Here is a 16,632-nt window from a genome sequence, read left to right on the forward strand (position 1 = left end):
ACGTCAAACACATACAGCCATCCGGGAGGCCCGCCATGACCGTTTCCACAACCGAGCCAGAGCTCGTCACACGCACAGACAATGACGGCTTTGTCACCCTGACGATGAACAACCCCAAACGCCGTAATGCCCTGTCGGGTGCGATGATGACGGCCCTTAAGGACGCGTTTGACAAGATCGCCAAGGAGACCACCGTCAGATGTGTCATTCTGGCAGCAGAGGGTCCTGTCTTTTGTGCCGGCCACGACCTTAAGGAAATGAATGGCATTACCGAATGTGATCAGCATGCCAGCCTGTTTACGCAATGCAGCGACCTGATGATGACGATTGTCAGTCTGCCGCAACCCGTCATCGCGCGTGTGCGCGGCATGGCAACAGCAGCCGGTTGCCAGCTTGTCGCCAGTTGCGATCTGTCTGTTGCCGCCAACAGCGCCAAGTTCGCCACCCCGGGGGTCAATATCGGCTTGTTCTGCTCTACCCCGATGGTCGCACTTAGCCGCAACATTGCCCGCAAACATGCCATGCGGATGCTTCTGACCGGCGATCCGATTAATGCCGAAACCGCCTTTTCCATGGGACTGGTGTCAGACGTGGTCGGGGATGAGGAACTTGAAGAACACACCAATGCCCTGGCCGCCGGGATTGCCGCCCGGTCGGGCATGACGGTCCGGCTTGGCAAACAGGCATTTTACAAACAGCTCGAAATGCCGCTGTCGCAGGCCTATTCCTATGCATCCGACGTCATGACCGCGAATATGCAAAAACATGACGCCCGCGAAGGGATCGGCGCCTTTATCGAAAAGCGCCATCCGAGCTGGCGCCACGAATAGACTGCCCTATATCGGGTAGATTACCTTATGATGGTATTTGCAAACCCTTCGGAATGACGCATTCTGTCAACAGGTACCTTTTTCGGAGTACGCCCCATGTCGTTTGAAATCTGGCTTGCCTTTGCTTTTGCTTGCGCTGTGGTTCTGGCCATTCCCGGCCCGACCATCATGCTTGTCGTCAGCTATGCCTTGGGCAAGGGCAAACAAACTGCATGGGCAACGGTTCCGGGGGTGGCACTGGGCGATCTCACCGCAATGACGATCTCGCTCGCCGGGGCTGGTGCGTTACTCGCGGCCTCAGCAGAGGCTTTTACCGTGCTAAAACTCGTTGGGGCGGCCTATTTGATCTATCTTGGCATCAAGATGTGGCGCGAAAAGCCCGAAGCCCTGCATGACAACCCGGATGCCAAACGCAACCGTCCGTCGCGCATGTTCCTGCAGGCCTATATCGTCACCGCCCTGAACCCCAAGGGCATCGTTTTCTTCATCGCGTTTGTGCCGCAGTTCGTGACAGCCGGTGATCCACTTTTACCTCAGTTCACGATTATGACCGCAACGTTCGTCATATTGGCTGCGATCAACGTTGCGATCTGGGCGGTAATGGCAAGTGCGCTGCGTGAACGGTTCCGCCACCCATCCGCCCTGCGTCGCCTGACACGCATCGGTGGCGGGGTGATGATTGGTGCTGGATTACTGACTGCCCTCACCCGCCGCGCAGCGGGCTGAGCGGCCCTCCCCGCCCAAAAGACCGTCGCCTCCTCCAATCGTCAAAAATTTGCTTCAGGCAATTGTTTGGAGGTTTTCCTATATTTACCGCAATATTATAACCTTTAGATATATAAATACCCGTATTTTTTGGTATTCACATAAACTCAAAGTTGAGTTTAGATGATCTCCGCAAGTCTTCAGAAGAATGAATATTTATAATTCTTCTAAGAAAAACAATAGATAGGCGGGGAAGTGTGGACATGCTGAAATCTTTGAAAATAGGTCCGCGACTAAGTATCGCGATGATCTTTATAACCTTTGCGACGGCATTGGTGATCGGGCTTATCAATCTTTCCATTGAACGTGACATTGTCGCAGGTGCTGAACAACGCGAACTGCGCGTCAATTTCGAAAAGTTGCGAAGTGCGCTGGATATGGAAGCCGCCCGTGCGCTCGCGATGGCGGATTTTGCCGCAACCATCCCCGCCGCCCAGAAAGCCATGGCGGAAGATGACCGTGATACGCTGGCTGACATTTTCGGCCCCGGCTTCGCCGAACTCAAAGAAAACCATGGTGTGCGTCAGTTCCAGTTCCATAAGGCTCCGGCGATCTCGTTCCTTAGGGTTCATAAGCTCGATAAATTCGGCGACGATCTGTCTTCGTTCCGCAAGACAGTGGTCGAAACCAATACAAAACAACAACCCATCAGCGGCCTGGAAGTCGGTGTTGCCGGTCTTGGCATGCGCGGTGTCACGCCTGTTTTCAACGATGGGACGCATGTCGGCTCGGTCGAATTTGGATTATCCTTTGGTCCGGCCTTCTTTGAAAACTTCAAGGCACACTCCAACACCGATGCCGCCCTTCTGATTGACCGTGACGGCACCTTTGAAGTCTTTGCCTCAACCTTCCCCGAAGGCTTCCTTGATATCGCATCGCCCACACTTGCCGCGGCACGTGACGGCGAACAGATCCTTGCACCTAAGGATGCCGAGGGCACCGAACTGGCCCTGATGGCGCGCCCGATCACGGATTTCAGCGGCCAGAACCTTGGCATTGTCGTCATGGGCATTGATCGCAGTTTCTTTGCAAGTGCCATCAACGACGCCACCACCCTGTCACTGGGCGTAAGTGTTGTAACCCTTCTGGTCGCACTTCTGATCGCCTTTAGCGTCAACCGGTCGATCTCTCATCCGATCCGGGCCATGACCGCAGCCATGAACAAGATCGCTGGCGGCGAACTCGATACCGAAGTCCCGGCAAAAGACCAAAAGGACGAGATCGGCGAAATGGCCAGCGCGGTCACCATTTTCCAGACCAACGCACAGCGCATGAAAAGCCTTGAGGCCGAACAACAAGAACTGCGTCGGAGAAACGAGGAAGAGAAAAAGACTCTCGGCCGCAAGCTTGCCGACGAGTTTGAAAATACGGTCGGTGCCATCATCGACGGCCTTGAAAACGCGGCACGCGACATGGATGACGCATCGCGCGTCATGTCCGGCACGGCTGATGAAACGACCCAACAGGCAAAGATCGGCATGGATGCCGCGCAAAATGCCTCGAACAACGTTGCGACCGTTGCGGCCTCGTCCGAGGAACTGTCTGCCTCCATCACGGAGATCAGCCGTCAGGCCAACCATTCAAGCGAGGTGGCCGCCAATGTCTCGAACAAGGCAACCAGCACGCGCGAAACAGTGGATGGCCTTGTTGAGGCCTCTGCACGTATCGGCGATGTCATCGCCCTGATCAACGACATCGCGGCCCAGACCAACCTTCTGGCCCTGAATGCCACGATCGAGGCCGCCCGTGCTGGCGAAGCTGGCAAGGGCTTTGCGGTTGTCGCCAACGAGGTCAAAAACCTCGCATCCCAAACCAGTCGCGCGACACAGGAAATTTCCGAGCAAATCGAAAGCATCCAGAACGCGACGAAGCTGTCCTCGACCGCAATCAACGAGATCACCGATATTGTCGGTGAACTTAATGAAAGCGCATCCGCCATCGCGGCGGCGGTCGAAGAACAGGGCGCTGCGACTCAGGAGATTTCCGGCAGTGTTGAAAATGCTTCTGTCGGGACCAGCGGTGTGACCGAAAGTATCAGCTTGGTCAGCGCGGCCGCTGTACGGTCGACCGAAAGTGCCGATACGGTTCTGAAATCGGCCCATGAACTGATGGAATACTCGGTCAATCTGCGTCGCGAAACCAACAACTTCCTGAGCAAGATTCGCTCGGAATAATCACACCAAGCCGGTCCACTGTCAGTCAGCCGACGGTGCACCGGAATTTCACGAAACCGCAGACATAGCGGGTTATGCCACTTAACGCGATGACGCCTCGGCGGTGACGCTGTTATTGCCAACGAGCCGGGCAATCCAGATCCGTACCGGTTTATCTCGCCCGAACAAAGAAATCACACTGATCGCGACACCAGCCAACACCACATTCCATGCCGGACGCAACGGCCACATCCATTCAAGATTGGCTGCAACCACGCGATCGGCCGGAATACCGGTCGCCAAGGCATACCAGGCATATTCAATTCCGGCTGTTGCCAACCCGGCAACAGCCGCAATGACAGACAAAGTCACAGCTGATCTAAGCGACCATCCCCGCCAATGCGCAAAGCGATACAGCATCAGGCCGACAAACATCCCGGCCATCAGGGTTGCTTCACTGACATCGACCTTGGACTGCAAAAAGAAATGCACCACGCCCAGCACCGCAATCGGATAGACCAGTTTATGCAGGCGCCCCCACTTGGCCCCCAGTCTGCGCATCGCTGATTTGGTGGACGTCGCGGTCAAAACCGCCAACCCAATCAGGGCAACAAACCCGATTGTCAGATAAATCCGCAAAACGATCTCGCTGGCAATGCGGCCAAGATCAAGGTTCTGGCTGATCGCATACAGGCCAAAATGGATCATCACATAGCAAAAGGCAGCCACACCAATTTGGCGGCGCACCTGTACCAGTTTTGAAAATCGGGTAATTCGGCGAAGCGGTGTGACCAGAAGCGTGATCAGTAATATCCGGATGGTCCATTCACCGCTTTCCAGAATGGCTTCCTTGACCGGGATGGTTGCCCCGCCCTCGGCAATGACCGGCCACAACAACACGATGCCGGGTACAAGAAGTGCGACAAAGACAGCCAGTTTGAAAAAGGAAAACCGCCCGGATGGATCAAGCCATGGATACATACAAAATAACCCTGTCAGGTTTCGCCGATCCCCCAGTCAAAAAGCATTTGATGGTCGCCGTCACTTAAATTGCCATCAACTTTCCGCGAGGGCAGCCATTCGCACGCCCATGATATGCTTAGTGACGCATATCAACGTTGCAGGAAGCCACCACTCATATAACATTCATACACAGTGATCACCCGAAGTGGATGAACCCAAATGGCCGAATTTCAAAATCCCACCGATCCGGAAATCAAAACGCTTCTGGAAACGACAAAGACCATCGCGCTTGTGGGCGCCAGCCCCAAGCCGGAACGCCCGTCAAACCGGGTCATGAAGTTCCTGCTTGATCAGGGATACAGAGTTATTCCGGTCAATCCCGGTCAGGAAGGCGGCACCATTCACGGTCAGACTGTTGTGGCACAACTTTCCGATATCGCCGATCCGGTCGATATGGTCGATATTTTCCGTAACAGCGAAGACGCGGCTGGCGTCGTCGATGACGCCATTGCAATCGGTGCAAAGTCGGTCTGGATGCAGCTTGGCGTGATCAATCCAGAGGCTTGTGCGAAGGCCAAGGCAAACGGCATGACCGCGGTCATGGATCGCTGCCCGGCAATTGAACTGCCGCGCCTGTCGTAAAACACAGGTCCGAAAGGACGCCATCGCATTACAACAACAAAAAAGGCACCGGATCATCCGGTGCCTTTGTCGTTTCAAAACATCTTTGAAAAGCTTAGCTGAGCCCGCACTGCGCAATCAGATCCGGAACAAGGCCCTGGTTGCCGATAAAGACCGGCTGCACGGCACTGGTCACGGTGTATGCCGTGGTTTGCTCATCAACAATCGTGTCGAAGTGACCGGCTGTTTCAAGCACCAGCGACATCACGCCATCCGGCTTGATGCGAAGGGCTGCAAATCCATTGGCGTATTCGGTGCGTGCGCATTCACGACCCAAAATAACATCGAAACGATTGATCAGGGCATAACGCGGATTTTCAACCAGATCGTCACGACCGGAAACCTCACTCGGCTTCACACCGTATTTCGGCACATATTTCGCAAAGTTCGTTTGCGACTGGACGATGTAACCATCCGGGAAATAAACCGCGACATCCTCTGCCAGCAGGATACGATCCCCGATGACCTGGCCTGAACGCAGAAGTTCCTTGATTCGCGTGCCCGGAATTTCACCAGAGAACGCATTGAAACGCAGGGTCTTTCCGTCGCCGCGCAAGTCAGCGAAATAACGTTCAAACGGAACGACCGGTGTTTTGTCTGCCGCGCGCGCAGTCGGCAAGACCGACATGGTTGCAACTGCCAGTGTGGCAACTGCAAGAGCAACGCCCCCCGAGCGCCGCGAAAAGACCGTCTTGATGGCCTTCAGCATTTGTCCCCGCCTCTCACTTAAATCAGGAATACAATCCAGAGATTATTCACATTAATCCCAAATTCAACACCTGTTTCCGCGAAAAATCGCCAGATCGTCAAAACCACATAGAAAAACAACGAGGTGGCATAATGCCACCTCGTTGCCAAAGATTTGGTAAATGTCGGTGATTAGTCGACAGAAATCGTCACACGACGGTTACGCGGCTCGCGAACACCATCCGGAGTCGGGATCAGAAGATCGCCTTCACCAACAGCATCCTGCGAAACCATGTCGCCTTTCACACCGCGACCGGTCAGCTCGCTAAGGGCTGCTGCGGCACGACGCTCGGACAGACGCAGGTTGTAGGCTGCCGGACCGGCGGCATCAGCGTGACCAACGACGGTGATGTCACCCATCGAGGATGCCCACTGCTCAGCAGCTGCATCAAGAACACGCTCGGAAACCGGGGTGATCGCAACGCTGTCAAAATCGAAGAAGATGGTAAACAAACGCGGCTCAGCAGCTGCAACCGGGGCTACAACAACGGCCGGTTGTTCTGCACGCAGCTCAGACATTGCGGCTTCGAAATCTTTCCAGCACTGGCTGATCAGCTCGGTCTGCCAACCTTCTTCGCTTTCCTCGATCCAGCAGTCAAAGCGAGACTGTGCAACGGCCGCAGTGGCCGGCATCGCATCGCGTTTGCCATCATCAAGCAGGGCCAGAAGTTCGTCACGGACGGCGCGTTTCTGTGCAATTTCCTCATCAGAGAAGCGCCAGTTTGCCGGATCTTCCGGAAGAACGATGGTGTTACCGCTTACGCGACCGGCTTTCTTCGCAAAGAAGTCGGCATCGAAGAAGTCATACCATTCGTCAGCTTCGCGCTGTGCGTATGCAAGATATTCGGCCTTGAGCGCTTTACCGAAGTCAGTGGTCGGCTCTTCGGACGAGAGCGCAGACGAGACCGAGCTGCTGTAGGTGAACGGGTTACCGCCGTAAGGTACCGCGGTGCCGCTGTTGTCCACACTGCTACATGCACTTAGAAGCGCAACGCCACCAAGAGCACAAAGAATTTTCGGATTGATCTGCATGTCTTACCCCTGTCATTAAGGTTGTTCTTCAGCTAATACTTTACACCAATGATGGTGGAATTATGGTCTTAAACGAACAGAATTCTGGTTTGTTCCAGTCATTTGTAAAAAATGGTGTTGGCGTCCTACTTTTCAAGCACACTCAAAACTGTAATGTTAATCCTCTCATACAGAAGTATGGTTAGCAATCAACACAATTATGACACGAAGCGGACGAGGTTCAAATGATCGAAACCGATGTAGCGACCATCACAGAAATGCTTAAAGGATTTGCACTGGGCTTTGGCCTCGATTTGCTTGGCGCTGTGCTGATACTCATTGTTGGCTGGTGGGTCGCCGGCCGGGCGGCTGCATTGGTCCGCCATTCCCTAAAGAGTACAAAGTTTGTTGATGCGACTTTAAAGCCGCTTGCATCAAGCATTGTACGTTACGTGATTTTGATTTTCGTAATCGTCGCCGTTCTGTCGAACTTCGGCGTTGAAACAACCAGCATCATCGCCGTTCTCGGTGCCGCTGGTCTGGCAATCGGTCTTGCCCTGCAGGGTACACTATCAAATATTGCCGCCGGTGTCATGATTCTTATCCTGCGTCCGCTCAAAATTGATGAATTTATCGAAGCTGGTTCGATTTCAGGCACCGTTGTTGAAATAACATTGTTTACCACCTTGCTCAAAACGCCGGATGGTGTGTTTATTTCTGCGCCGAACTCGCAAATCTGGAATAGCGCGATCAAAAACTATTCGCGCAACCCAACCCGCCGCCTCGATATCAAGGTTGGCATTGCCTATGATGACGACGTTGATGCGGCCCTCGAATTTCTTAAAAACCTTGTCGCATCCGATGAACGCGTACTGAAGGATCCGGAACCGATGAGCTTTGTCGCCACCCTTGGCGAAAGCTCGGTCGATCTGACCGCACGCGGCTGGGTTGCGACCAGTGAATTCTGGCCGACCTTCTTCGATCTGACCCGTAAATCGAAAACGGAACTCGAAGCGGCTGGTTTCTCTATTCCGTTCCCGCAGCGCGACCTGCACGTCATCGAAAGTGCAGAAACCGCAAGCACCGCAAAATCCATTGCAAAGCCGGCCACCAAACCTGCGGCAAAAACCGCGGCGAAGAAACCGGCAACCCGTTCACGGTCGACAGCATCGAAAACGACGGCCAAGACCACGGCTGCGAAAAAGCCGACAGCATCCAAAAGCTGATCTGCTTATTCACAAAACCGCATTTCGAAAGAGGCCCAGACGGGCCTCTTTTTTTGTTTGGGCGACGAGTGCCACAACGTACACCACGTCAACTTCCTCGCACGTAGTAGTCCGCTGTTACCCGCCCCGCTTGTATCAGGCGTATAGTTCCCTGCCCTTGCCCAAAAGCGGCAAATGAAAACAAGCGGGAGGATAAAACATGTCTGCGAAAAAAATTCTGATGATCACCGGCGACTATGCAGAAGATTACGAAACCATGGTGCCGTTTCAGACATTGCTTGCGGTTGGACATCATGTCGACGCCGTTTGCCCGGACAAGAATGCCGGCGATACGGTTGCAACGGCCATCCATGATTTCGAAGGTGATCAGACCTATAGCGAAAAGCGCGGCCACAACTTTGCGCTGAATGCCGATTTTGCAACGGCGCGAGCCGAAAACTATGACGCGCTTGTCATCCCCGGCGGCCGTGCACCGGAATATCTGCGCCTGAACGAAGATGTCATTCGTATGGTGCGTGATTTCCATGCCGCCAACAAACCGATCGCTGCTGTCTGCCATGGTGCGCAACTTCTTGCAGCCGCCGATATCATCAAGGGTCGCAAGGTTTCCGCCTATCCGGCCTGCGCACCGGAAGTCAAACTTGGCGGCGGCACCTATGCCGACATCGCCATTGATGATGCCTGCATCGACGGTAATCTGGTAACCGCACCGGCTTGGCCGGCACATCCGAAATGGATGGCGGCTTTCCTCAAGGTTCTTGGCACTGAAATCAATTTGTAATGTATCGGCGCCCAAACGGTGATTGCGTTTGGGCGCCATTTGATCGACCATTGCGCCAAACAAAAAGAAAACCGCTGCACATCTCGTAACAGCGGCACAAACAGGAAAGGGCGTTCAAATGTGTCAGATTTATTCTGGAACTGACCCGGAACTTTATCAGTCTGTCAGCCGGTCTGTGCGGATCAATGGTGTTGTTACAAGCCTGCGCCTGGAGCTGCGTTTCTGGCAGATTCTTGATGAAATCGCCGCGGGTGAAGGTTTCAGCACCCCGCAGTTTCTCGGTAAAATCCACGACGAGGTCGTCGCCCAACGTGGTGACATCCCGAATTTCGCATCGCTTGTGCGCGTGATTTGTACCGTATATCTGGAAAAACAGGCTGGCCTGCATGTTCATGTCCCGGCAAATACCGCGACATCACAGATGCTGAGCTAACCACACGCCAAGCGCATCGGCAGCAAAGCTCAGGGCCTGAACCCTAGTTAAGCCAGGAAGAAAGTTCGCGCGTGCTGAAGCCGCCGCTGGTCATGATGCTGGGCGTCGCATTGCGCTTCAAGGTCGGCTCGACCGGTTTGATGATGCTGTTGCGGCGATGCATGCCCGCAGCCGCCCCGAAATCGATCTGTGACCGCCCGACAAGATCGGCCGCAGTGATCCGCGGCCCGGATGCATCCGCATTGCCCGATGCATTGATCGGCTTTTGCTGGGCATGTGGCAGCTGCTGTTTCTGCTTTGCCTCGTAGATCCAGCGCAATTCCTGCTTCAGGGTCTGGTACTCCGGCGTATCGGGTGCCGAATTGACTTCATTGACGATCTGAAGTTTTACCATCTGCGGGAAACGATCAAGGCGTTCCAGCAGCATGAATTTCACACTTGGACGTACCGCATCAGAACGCATCAGTTTCATCACCAGACGGCGATAAATATCAATCCTAAGGTTGCCATTTGATGCCAGTTCGATGAATTCCTCGACAAACTCGCGCGCGGCCATCTTGCCATCCAGCAATGCGCGCAGGTTATCCCCCATCGCCCGGCGATAGGCTTCGCGGATCTCCACAACGTGATTTGAGGCGCGCGTACGTACAAGATGGAATGCTTCGGGGCTGAATGCGTTCTTGGTCAGAAGTTTGGCGCAATCGGCCACCAGTTCATGCTTGGTTGCCTCGGAAACGACTTCAAAGACCCCGGTGATCAGTTCCTTGCATTTGGCATGCGGCCCCATACGGATCGCGGCAGCCAAGGCCATCGGGCTTTCAGGGTCCCTGGTTGCGATCACGGCAAGGGCCAGCGGATCGTCATATTGCATCAGGGCAAGGTCGTTGCTCAGCAAATGTTCCGGCATCAACAGGCGCTGCTGTTTGGCCGCCCCGGTCACGGTAAGCGGCTCGCCGGACAGATAGCTTTCCTTGATGGTAAGGGCATGTTTCAGCCCGTCATAAGAGATGCCGTGATTGCTGCTCATGGCACTCAGTCCTCTTTGAGACCTTTGGACCGCCTGTCAGAGACGAGCCCCTCGAGCCCGCCACTGTTGCGCCCGCTGCGCGGTCGAAGTGCCTGACCGCGCGACATGGTCCTGCCGGTTGGCTTTGCCGTCTGTGAAGACGCCGGCGCAGGTTCGCTTTCTTTTTCGACCTTCATGCGCGAAGCCACCGGCTTCATGTCGCTAAAGAAATCGATGTACCAGTCCATATCCGCAGCTGCCATTGCAAAACGACCACCGGCCGCCGGGCTTTCGATTGCCGATTCCGGAATGCCGTTGCTGATCTGCAAAACGACGGCCGCAGGTGCGGTCATCCCTGCCCGCCATGCAAGGGCGGTGATCGCCCGGGCACTGCCGGAATCAAGGATTTTGGAAACGGCATTGGCACGAATTTGCGCGTAATGGGCAAGTGCCTGCACCACCAGCGCATCATCATTGCGCGACAGGGCATCAAGCACATACTGGTCAATCGTCATCTTGGCATCTGTTGCCTCGACGACATCGTTGTCGACCATTTCATTGTCTGCGATCTCGACATCCATGTCTCTATCACGCGACGGCATCAGCATCCGGTTTTCAAAACGGGCCTTTTCAATCCGTTGACGGACCGACTGGCGCAACGCACGGGCAACTTCGGTCCGCATCCGGCCCTGCTCGACCAGCGTGTCAAACAGGGACGCCATGATGAAATGGGCAATGCGGCGCTGGGCCTGACGTGAAATGCGATTCTGACCACCGAGGATATCGTTCTCCGGCGCCTTTGGCTTTGTGGTCTTTTCAACAAAATGCGGCGTCATCGGCACGACGTTTCGCGGCGCGTCATCAGATGACAGCAACCGGTTCAACAAACCGCCCTTTTCCTTTTCCGCCTGCTGCTCGATCAGACGGGCCTTGGCAGCGGCCTCGAGCTCGGCGCGTTCACGTTCGGCTGCGGTTTGAATGAATTCGCCGCGCCCACGCATGATATCAAGGAAATCGGAATCGCTGAGAAGCTCGATATAATCGGCAATCGATACCCGGCCAATCGCCTGAATATCCTGACGCAAACGGTTGGCAGCCTGACGGGTCATATAAGGCGTATGGCCCAGTTCCTGTTCGATCAGCGCAATCACCTGCGGGCGATAACAGTCGCCCATATTTGCAATCGCCGAAACGAACTCGTCAACCATTTCCAGTCGTTCAGACGGGCTCAAATCTGTCAGATGCCGACGCAGACGGCGCGCCACATCCATGCGCACGTCGCTGTCAAAATCAGGTACATCCTCGGCATCGTCGAGCGTGTCCAATTCAGACGAAAGACGGGCTGCGTGTTCAAGGGCCGATGCATCGGCGTTATTTTCGGAAACATGTCTGCGGGGAATCGCGCGACCCTGCACGCGACCTGTATCAGATCCAAACGTTTCAGGTGCGATGGTGCGAACAGTGTCGGCCAGATCACGCAGCTTGGCCGAGGCTTTATCATCAAGCCCCCCATCGCCCGCATTTTTCTGCCGATTGAACATCCAACTCAGCATTATCGCAGTAATTCCCCTGGTCCCGTGCCTGGCGGCGTATCGGTATCGGCCTTGCGATACCTTATTTTTGTGTTTTGTCAGAACAGCTTAACCCAAACTGACAGTGTTACACAACCAGACAAGGCGTCTAATTTTCATAACCCGATCTCAAGGGCACATATCAATAGACAGAGCCTTGATTACAGAATGACTATCGGCGCAAAGACTCAAAAAAACATTAACGTTACAGGGGTCTATGCCCCCTCCTGCCCGTCGCCATCGAAAAACCTGCACGGCGACGGAATTCTTGCTGTCCGCGCAAATGAAAACGGGCGCCCCAAAAGGACGCCCGTCATCGAAAATCGTTTCACGCAATCACTTGCGTTAATTATTGCCGACCCATGCAATGCGCAGAATATTGGTCGCACCTGGTGTTCCGAACGGCACACCGGCGGTGATAACAAGCGAATCACCCGGTCCTGCAAATTCTTCACGCTTTGCCACTTCGGTGGCGATTCCGACCATTTCGGCAAAGTTGGTCGCATCACGGGTAAAGACCGGATGCACACCCCAGCACAGGGCCAGACGACGTGCGGTCTGAATCCGCGGTGTCAGGCCAAGAATTGGCACTTCCGGACGTTCACGTGCAGCACGGAATGCCGTCGACCCGGACGAGGTATAGTTAACAACGGCCTTCGCACCGATGGTGGTCGCCACCTGACGGGCGGCTGCACTGATCGCATCCGGGGCGTTATGCTCCGGATCCGGACGGTTGGCGTCACGCATACGGTAATAAAGATCGTCCTGCTCCACACGGCGCAAGATACGGTCCATGATCGAAACGGTTTCAAGCGGATATTTACCAACCGCACTTTCGGCTGACAGCATCACGGCATCGGCACCGTCATAGATCGCAGTCGCAACGTCGGATGCTTCGGCACGGGTCGGTGCCGGATTGGACACCATCGAGTCAAGCATCTGGGTTGCAACGATCACCGGCTTGCCAGCTTCGCGGCACGCTTTGATGATACGTTTCTGCAAGATCGGCACATCTTCCGGTGGGCATTCGACACCAAGGTCACCACGGGCAACCATGATCATGTCCGACAGATCGACAATCTCATCAAGGTGATCAATCGCCTGCGGCTTTTCCAGTTTGGAAACGATGGCTGCACGGCCCTGAATGATCTTGCGGGCCTCGGCAACGTCTTCGGGGCGCTGCACAAACGAAAGCGCCACGAAATCAACGCCCATCTCAAGACCGTAATCCAGATCGGCACGGTCCTTCTCGGTCAGCGGCGAGAGCGGCAACATCACATCCGGAAGGTTGACACCCTTGCGGTTGGAAAGCGGCCCACCGGTAATGACGGTACATTCGGCCGACTTGTCGTCGCATTTCTCGACACGCATGCGAAGCTTGCCATCATCAAGCAGCAGGTTCGCACCCGGCTTGATAGCTGCATAAACTTCCGGATGCGGAAGCGACACGCGCGTGTTGTCACCCGGCTTCTTGTCCATATCGAATTTGAACGTATCACCGGCGGTGAGTTCAACTTCACCGTCGGCAAAGGTACCAACACGAATTTTCGGACCTTGAAGATCCATCAAAATACCGATCGGGCGGCCGAGTTTTTCTTCGACGACACGGATCGCTTCAAAACGGGCCAGATGTTCTGAGTGTTCCCCATGCGAGAAGTTCAGGCGGAACACATCCACACCTGTCTGCACAATTTTCTCGAGGATTTCTGGCTTTGAACTTGCCGGCCCCAGGGTCGCGATGATCTTCGCCTTACGTTGACGGCGCATCGGCTACTACCTCTTGTTATTCGGTTTACACGTGAGCCTTCCCGCTTCGGCCTGCATCTGCGGCGAGACGAAAAGGCGTCCTGATCTTTTCTGGGGGTAACCCCTTAATAATCAATCAGCCCCTATTTGAACAGGGACTTTTCATTAAATGCCTTTACAAAAATGTGATTTTTCGCTGGACAATTACAAGAAGCACCTTCTTTAAAGAACGCGTACTGGTGAAACCTGCCGGTCAAAAACGAATGCCCAACAGACCAATTTTACGGCGCAGACAGGACCCTTTTCATGAGCAAATGGCACCACCGCTTTCTTGGACTTGCAGCCCATATTGCAGACTGGTCAAAAGACCGCAGCACCCAGGTCGGTGCAGTTGTCATCGGTCCGAAAAAAGAAATTCGTGCTGTCGGCTATAACGGGTTTCCGCGCGGGGTCGATGACGAAGTCGAAAGCCGCCATCAGCGTCCGGAAAAATACGCCTATACCGAACATGCCGAACGTAATGCGATTTATAATGCCAGTTACACCGGCACATCACTTGACGGCTGCGCCCTATATGTAACGCACTTTCCGTGCTGCGATTGCGCGCGCGCCATTATCCAGGCAGGCATCGCCGAGGTCTATGTCGACAAGTCAAAACTAACCCCGGACTTTCTTGAACGCTGGGAACAGGATATGAAGATATCCACCGAAATGTTCGAGGAGTCCGGTGTTGCCGTTAAGGTGATTGATGACGACGGCGTCACCAAGCCCATGAAATAAAAAAGATCTTCCTCTTTACTATTAAAAAAAAGGCCCAATATTGGGTGTGTTCAAACCGGACGCGAGCATCAAAAACAAAAAGACGTAAACGTCGTTTGTTCTAACTTTTCAACTGGCTTGGGGTCAGTATTTGTCAGATTTTCGGGCCGAACACAGAGTGGTTTGGCCTTGCTGGAAACCAGACAAAGGTATAAGGGTTTATACATCAGCAACTGGTTAGATTTGCTGCTGTATCCCCCTGAACAGCGACGCATTTCGTGATGATGCTCAGGAACCGAGGCCGGATGAACGCGAAAATAGACTTTAGTAAGATTAGTTTTCTGATCGTTGACGGGGACAAGATTTCAGCTCAGGTGGTCTATGACACGCTCGCCTATCTCGGAGCCAGTCATATACAGCGTGTAAAATCGCCGAATAATGCCTTTGACGTACTACGCACCGAAAAAATTGATATCGTGATTTGTGAATGGCGCTTGCGCGGTATGGATGGCCTTGAATTCCTCGATGTCATGCGCAATTCGACCAATTCGCCAAACCGGTTCATTCCGGTGATTATGCTGACCGCACATTCCGAGATGCGTTATGTGACGACGGCACGTGACCTTGGGATTACTGAATTTCTTGCCAAACCCTTTAACGCCAAGGCACTTTACAGCCGTCTGGTTTCGGTCATCGCCCGACCAAGACGTTTCATTAACACTGGAACGTATTTTGGCCCGGACCGACGTCGCAGACAGGTCCAGTTTGATGGTCCTGATCGTAGGAGCCTTGACGAATGACCCATTATGACTGGGGAAGCGGAGCCATCGTGAAGCCGGAAGAACCTAAGAAAAAGAAGAATGTGCAGATCATCCCTGCGCAGACCGATCTGAAACGCAAAGCTGTCAACTTCATCAAGGGATTTGACATCAACCTGTCACCTGAACAGCTTGAAGAGCTCGAACAGGTTGTGCAGCGCAGCTCCGAGACCTTTGTCCGTGACATCGGCAAGGACCTGATGGAATGCCGCAAGCTGGTAATCAACGCCCTGCGCGACAAGCCCAAGCGGCCAGAAGCCATCATCGCGGCAAATGACCTCGCCTATTCGGTCAAGGCCTTGGGCGGCACCTTCCAGTATCCCCTGATGACCCAGATCGCAAAATCGATGGAAATCTTCGTTGCCGACCGCACCACGGCCAACGAAAAACAGCTGCTGGTGATCCAGCTCCATATCGACTCGCTTTATGTCATTCTGGCCGGCCGCGTGACCGGTTTTGGCTCAACCGTCGAACAGGCAACTGTCGCGGCCCTGACCAAACTGACCGAACGCTACGCAGAACCGCGCGAATAGCCCACACCTCTTGACCGCAGACGATCTCGCTCAATGGGCAGCATTTCACAATGCAGTCTCAGGTAGTGCTTATGCGCGCCCAGCAATCCCGCATATCCCCCTCACCTGCCCGCCTTACCAAAGCCCGACAGGTGAACTTTAACGTGCCCGATGCAGGGTCGGTTTCTACCGCCGGAAGAACGCGGTTAAAAATTGAAAAATCATGGCAAAAAGCGCTTGCACCACCTGTGACCGGCTGCTAAAAACCGCGCCACGCACCATGCGGGTGTAGCTCAGTTGGTTAGAGCGCCGGCCTGTCACGCCGGACGCCGCGAGTTCAAGTCTCGTCCCTCGCGCCATTCCCTCCCTGATTGGGAATGACGTACAAAATAAGCGCCGCGATCTTTTCGCTGGCGCTTTTTTGTTTTTCACTCGCTTTTTACACATCTGCCCCACCCCGGATCGACCGCTTTTCGCTGCGAAACAGGTGTCGCATCGAGACTGCCAAGGACGATCAGCCAGGTAAAATTCCGGTCCGTCTTTTTTTTGCAAAAAAGCCCTTGCCAGACCGAACCACCCCTTATATAAACCGCGCCACGCCATGCGGGTGTAGCTCAGTTGGTTAGAGCG

At 54.3% G+C, this 16,632-nt stretch carries 16 protein-coding genes and 1 tRNA gene; 11 read left to right on the forward strand and 6 right to left on the reverse strand.

The features are described 5' to 3' along the window. Positions 1 to 35 precede the first annotated feature (35 nt). The 3 genes from TH2_RS13295 (at position 36) to TH2_RS13305 (ending at position 3,769) form a co-directional block, all read left to right on the forward strand. Entirely contained in the window at positions 36 to 830 is a 795-nt protein-coding gene (locus tag TH2_RS13295; RefSeq protein ID WP_008890952.1) for an enoyl-CoA hydratase, read from the forward strand. A 96-nt stretch (positions 831 to 926) separates the two neighbouring features. Further along, entirely contained in the window at positions 927 to 1,556 is a 630-nt protein-coding gene (locus TH2_RS13300; RefSeq protein WP_008890953.1) for a LysE family translocator, read from the forward strand. A 242-nt stretch (positions 1,557 to 1,798) separates the two neighbouring features. Then, positions 1,799 to 3,769: a methyl-accepting chemotaxis protein gene (locus TH2_RS13305; RefSeq protein ID WP_040823799.1), complete on the forward strand. Its 1,971-nt coding sequence runs from the start codon at positions 1,799 to 1,801 to the stop codon at positions 3,767 to 3,769. An 81-nt stretch (positions 3,770 to 3,850) separates the two neighbouring features. Here the strand turns inward: TH2_RS13305 and TH2_RS13310 are convergent, their stop codons facing one another. After that, complete coding sequence (locus TH2_RS13310) at positions 3,851 to 4,729, reverse strand: protein-methionine-sulfoxide reductase heme-binding subunit MsrQ (RefSeq protein WP_008890955.1); 879 nt, start codon at positions 4,727 to 4,729, stop codon at positions 3,851 to 3,853. 201 nt (positions 4,730 to 4,930) lie between these two features. On the opposite strand from TH2_RS13310, the gene TH2_RS13315 reads away from it, so the two are divergent. After that, positions 4,931 to 5,353, forward strand: coding sequence for a CoA-binding protein (locus tag TH2_RS13315; RefSeq protein ID WP_008890956.1), 423 nt, complete (start codon positions 4,931 to 4,933; stop codon positions 5,351 to 5,353). Between the two features lie 94 nt (positions 5,354 to 5,447). Here the strand turns inward: TH2_RS13315 and TH2_RS13320 are convergent, their stop codons facing one another. Together TH2_RS13320 and TH2_RS13325 are read right to left on the reverse strand one after the other, a co-directional pair. Next, complete coding sequence (locus TH2_RS13320) at positions 5,448 to 6,101, reverse strand: hypothetical protein (RefSeq protein WP_008890957.1); 654 nt, start codon at positions 6,099 to 6,101, stop codon at positions 5,448 to 5,450. A 170-nt stretch (positions 6,102 to 6,271) separates the two neighbouring features. Then, a complete protein-coding gene (locus TH2_RS13325; protein WP_008890958.1) occupies positions 6,272 to 7,171 on the reverse strand; it encodes an OmpA family protein in 900 nt (299 codons plus the stop codon). Between the two features lie 224 nt (positions 7,172 to 7,395). Here TH2_RS13325 and TH2_RS13330 point away from each other — a divergent pair, with 224 nt between their 5' ends. From TH2_RS13330 to TH2_RS13340, 3 genes are all read left to right on the forward strand, one after another. Continuing rightward, entirely contained in the window at positions 7,396 to 8,376 is a 981-nt protein-coding gene (locus TH2_RS13330; protein ID WP_008890959.1) for a mechanosensitive ion channel family protein, read from the forward strand. Between the two features lie 199 nt (positions 8,377 to 8,575). After that, positions 8,576 to 9,157, forward strand: coding sequence for a DJ-1/PfpI family protein (locus TH2_RS13335; RefSeq protein ID WP_008890960.1), 582 nt, complete (start codon positions 8,576 to 8,578; stop codon positions 9,155 to 9,157). 118 nt (positions 9,158 to 9,275) lie between these two features. Further along, entirely contained in the window at positions 9,276 to 9,590 is a 315-nt protein-coding gene (locus TH2_RS13340; RefSeq protein ID WP_008890961.1) for a ribbon-helix-helix domain-containing protein, read from the forward strand. A gap of 43 nt (positions 9,591 to 9,633) precedes the next feature. Here the strand turns inward: TH2_RS13340 and TH2_RS13345 are convergent, their stop codons facing one another. From TH2_RS13345 to pyk, 3 genes are all read right to left on the reverse strand, one after another. Then, positions 9,634 to 10,617 (reverse strand): hypothetical protein, encoded by a 984-nt coding sequence (locus tag TH2_RS13345; protein ID WP_008890962.1) that lies wholly within the window; start codon positions 10,615 to 10,617, stop codon positions 9,634 to 9,636. 5 nt (positions 10,618 to 10,622) lie between these two features. Then, the gene (locus TH2_RS13350) at positions 10,623 to 12,149 is read right to left on the reverse strand and encodes a DUF2336 domain-containing protein (protein WP_008890963.1); all 1,527 of its coding nucleotides are present in this window, start codon (positions 12,147 to 12,149) and stop codon (positions 10,623 to 10,625) included. A 363-nt stretch (positions 12,150 to 12,512) separates the two neighbouring features. Then, on the reverse strand, positions 12,513 to 13,934 hold the full coding sequence (gene pyk, locus TH2_RS13355) for a pyruvate kinase (RefSeq protein ID WP_008890964.1): 1,422 nt from the start codon (positions 13,932 to 13,934) through the stop codon (positions 12,513 to 12,515). A gap of 285 nt (positions 13,935 to 14,219) precedes the next feature. On the opposite strand from pyk, the gene TH2_RS13360 reads away from it, so the two are divergent. The 4 genes from TH2_RS13360 to TH2_RS13375 all read left to right on the forward strand — a co-directional run bounded on the left by TH2_RS13360 (position 14,220) and on the right by TH2_RS13375 (position 16,361). Further along, positions 14,220 to 14,693: a deoxycytidylate deaminase gene (locus tag TH2_RS13360; RefSeq protein ID WP_008890965.1), complete on the forward strand. Its 474-nt coding sequence runs from the start codon at positions 14,220 to 14,222 to the stop codon at positions 14,691 to 14,693. A 284-nt stretch (positions 14,694 to 14,977) separates the two neighbouring features. After that, positions 14,978 to 15,472, forward strand: coding sequence for a response regulator (locus TH2_RS13365; RefSeq protein WP_008890966.1), 495 nt, complete (start codon positions 14,978 to 14,980; stop codon positions 15,470 to 15,472). Further along, complete coding sequence (locus tag TH2_RS13370) at positions 15,469 to 16,023, forward strand: hypothetical protein (RefSeq protein ID WP_008890967.1); 555 nt, start codon at positions 15,469 to 15,471, stop codon at positions 16,021 to 16,023. The genes TH2_RS13365 and TH2_RS13370 overlap by 4 nt, the downstream gene beginning before the upstream one ends. Positions 16,024 to 16,284: 261 nt before the next feature. Then, positions 16,285 to 16,361: transfer RNA gene (locus TH2_RS13375), tRNA-Asp, on the forward strand. Positions 16,362 to 16,632: the final 271 nt, after the last annotated feature.

This window comes from Thalassospira profundimaris WP0211, assembly GCF_000300275.1.
Lineage (GTDB): Bacteria > Pseudomonadota > Alphaproteobacteria > Rhodospirillales > Thalassospiraceae > Thalassospira > Thalassospira profundimaris.

Excerpts from the sequence above, each read along its gene's own strand:
- TH2_RS13310 (WP_008890955.1), bottom strand. The coding sequence starts at position 4,729 with ATGTATCCATGGCTTGATCCATCCGGGCGGTTTTCCTTTTTCAAACTG.
- TH2_RS13365 (WP_008890966.1), top strand. The coding sequence starts at position 14,978 with ATGAACGCGAAAATAGACTTTAGTAAGATTAGTTTTCTGATCGTTGAC.
- TH2_RS13340 (WP_008890961.1), top strand. The coding sequence starts at position 9,276 with ATGTGTCAGATTTATTCTGGAACTGACCCGGAACTTTATCAGTCTGTC.
- pyk (WP_008890964.1), bottom strand. The coding sequence starts at position 13,934 with ATGCGCCGTCAACGTAAGGCGAAGATCATCGCGACCCTGGGGCCGGCA.
- TH2_RS13300 (WP_008890953.1), top strand. The coding sequence starts at position 927 with ATGTCGTTTGAAATCTGGCTTGCCTTTGCTTTTGCTTGCGCTGTGGTT.
- TH2_RS13305 (WP_040823799.1), top strand. The coding sequence starts at position 1,799 with ATGCTGAAATCTTTGAAAATAGGTCCGCGACTAAGTATCGCGATGATC.
- TH2_RS13335 (WP_008890960.1), top strand. The coding sequence starts at position 8,576 with ATGTCTGCGAAAAAAATTCTGATGATCACCGGCGACTATGCAGAAGAT.
- TH2_RS13315 (WP_008890956.1), top strand. The coding sequence starts at position 4,931 with ATGGCCGAATTTCAAAATCCCACCGATCCGGAAATCAAAACGCTTCTG.
- TH2_RS13295 (WP_008890952.1), top strand. The coding sequence starts at position 36 with ATGACCGTTTCCACAACCGAGCCAGAGCTCGTCACACGCACAGACAAT.
- TH2_RS13345 (WP_008890962.1), bottom strand. The coding sequence starts at position 10,617 with ATGAGCAGCAATCACGGCATCTCTTATGACGGGCTGAAACATGCCCTT.
- TH2_RS13360 (WP_008890965.1), top strand. The coding sequence starts at position 14,220 with ATGAGCAAATGGCACCACCGCTTTCTTGGACTTGCAGCCCATATTGCA.
- TH2_RS13370 (WP_008890967.1), top strand. The coding sequence starts at position 15,469 with ATGACCCATTATGACTGGGGAAGCGGAGCCATCGTGAAGCCGGAAGAA.
- TH2_RS13325 (WP_008890958.1), bottom strand. The coding sequence starts at position 7,171 with ATGCAGATCAATCCGAAAATTCTTTGTGCTCTTGGTGGCGTTGCGCTT.
- TH2_RS13350 (WP_008890963.1), bottom strand. The coding sequence starts at position 12,149 with ATGCTGAGTTGGATGTTCAATCGGCAGAAAAATGCGGGCGATGGGGGG.
- TH2_RS13330 (WP_008890959.1), top strand. The coding sequence starts at position 7,396 with ATGATCGAAACCGATGTAGCGACCATCACAGAAATGCTTAAAGGATTT.
- TH2_RS13320 (WP_008890957.1), bottom strand. The coding sequence starts at position 6,101 with ATGCTGAAGGCCATCAAGACGGTCTTTTCGCGGCGCTCGGGGGGCGTT.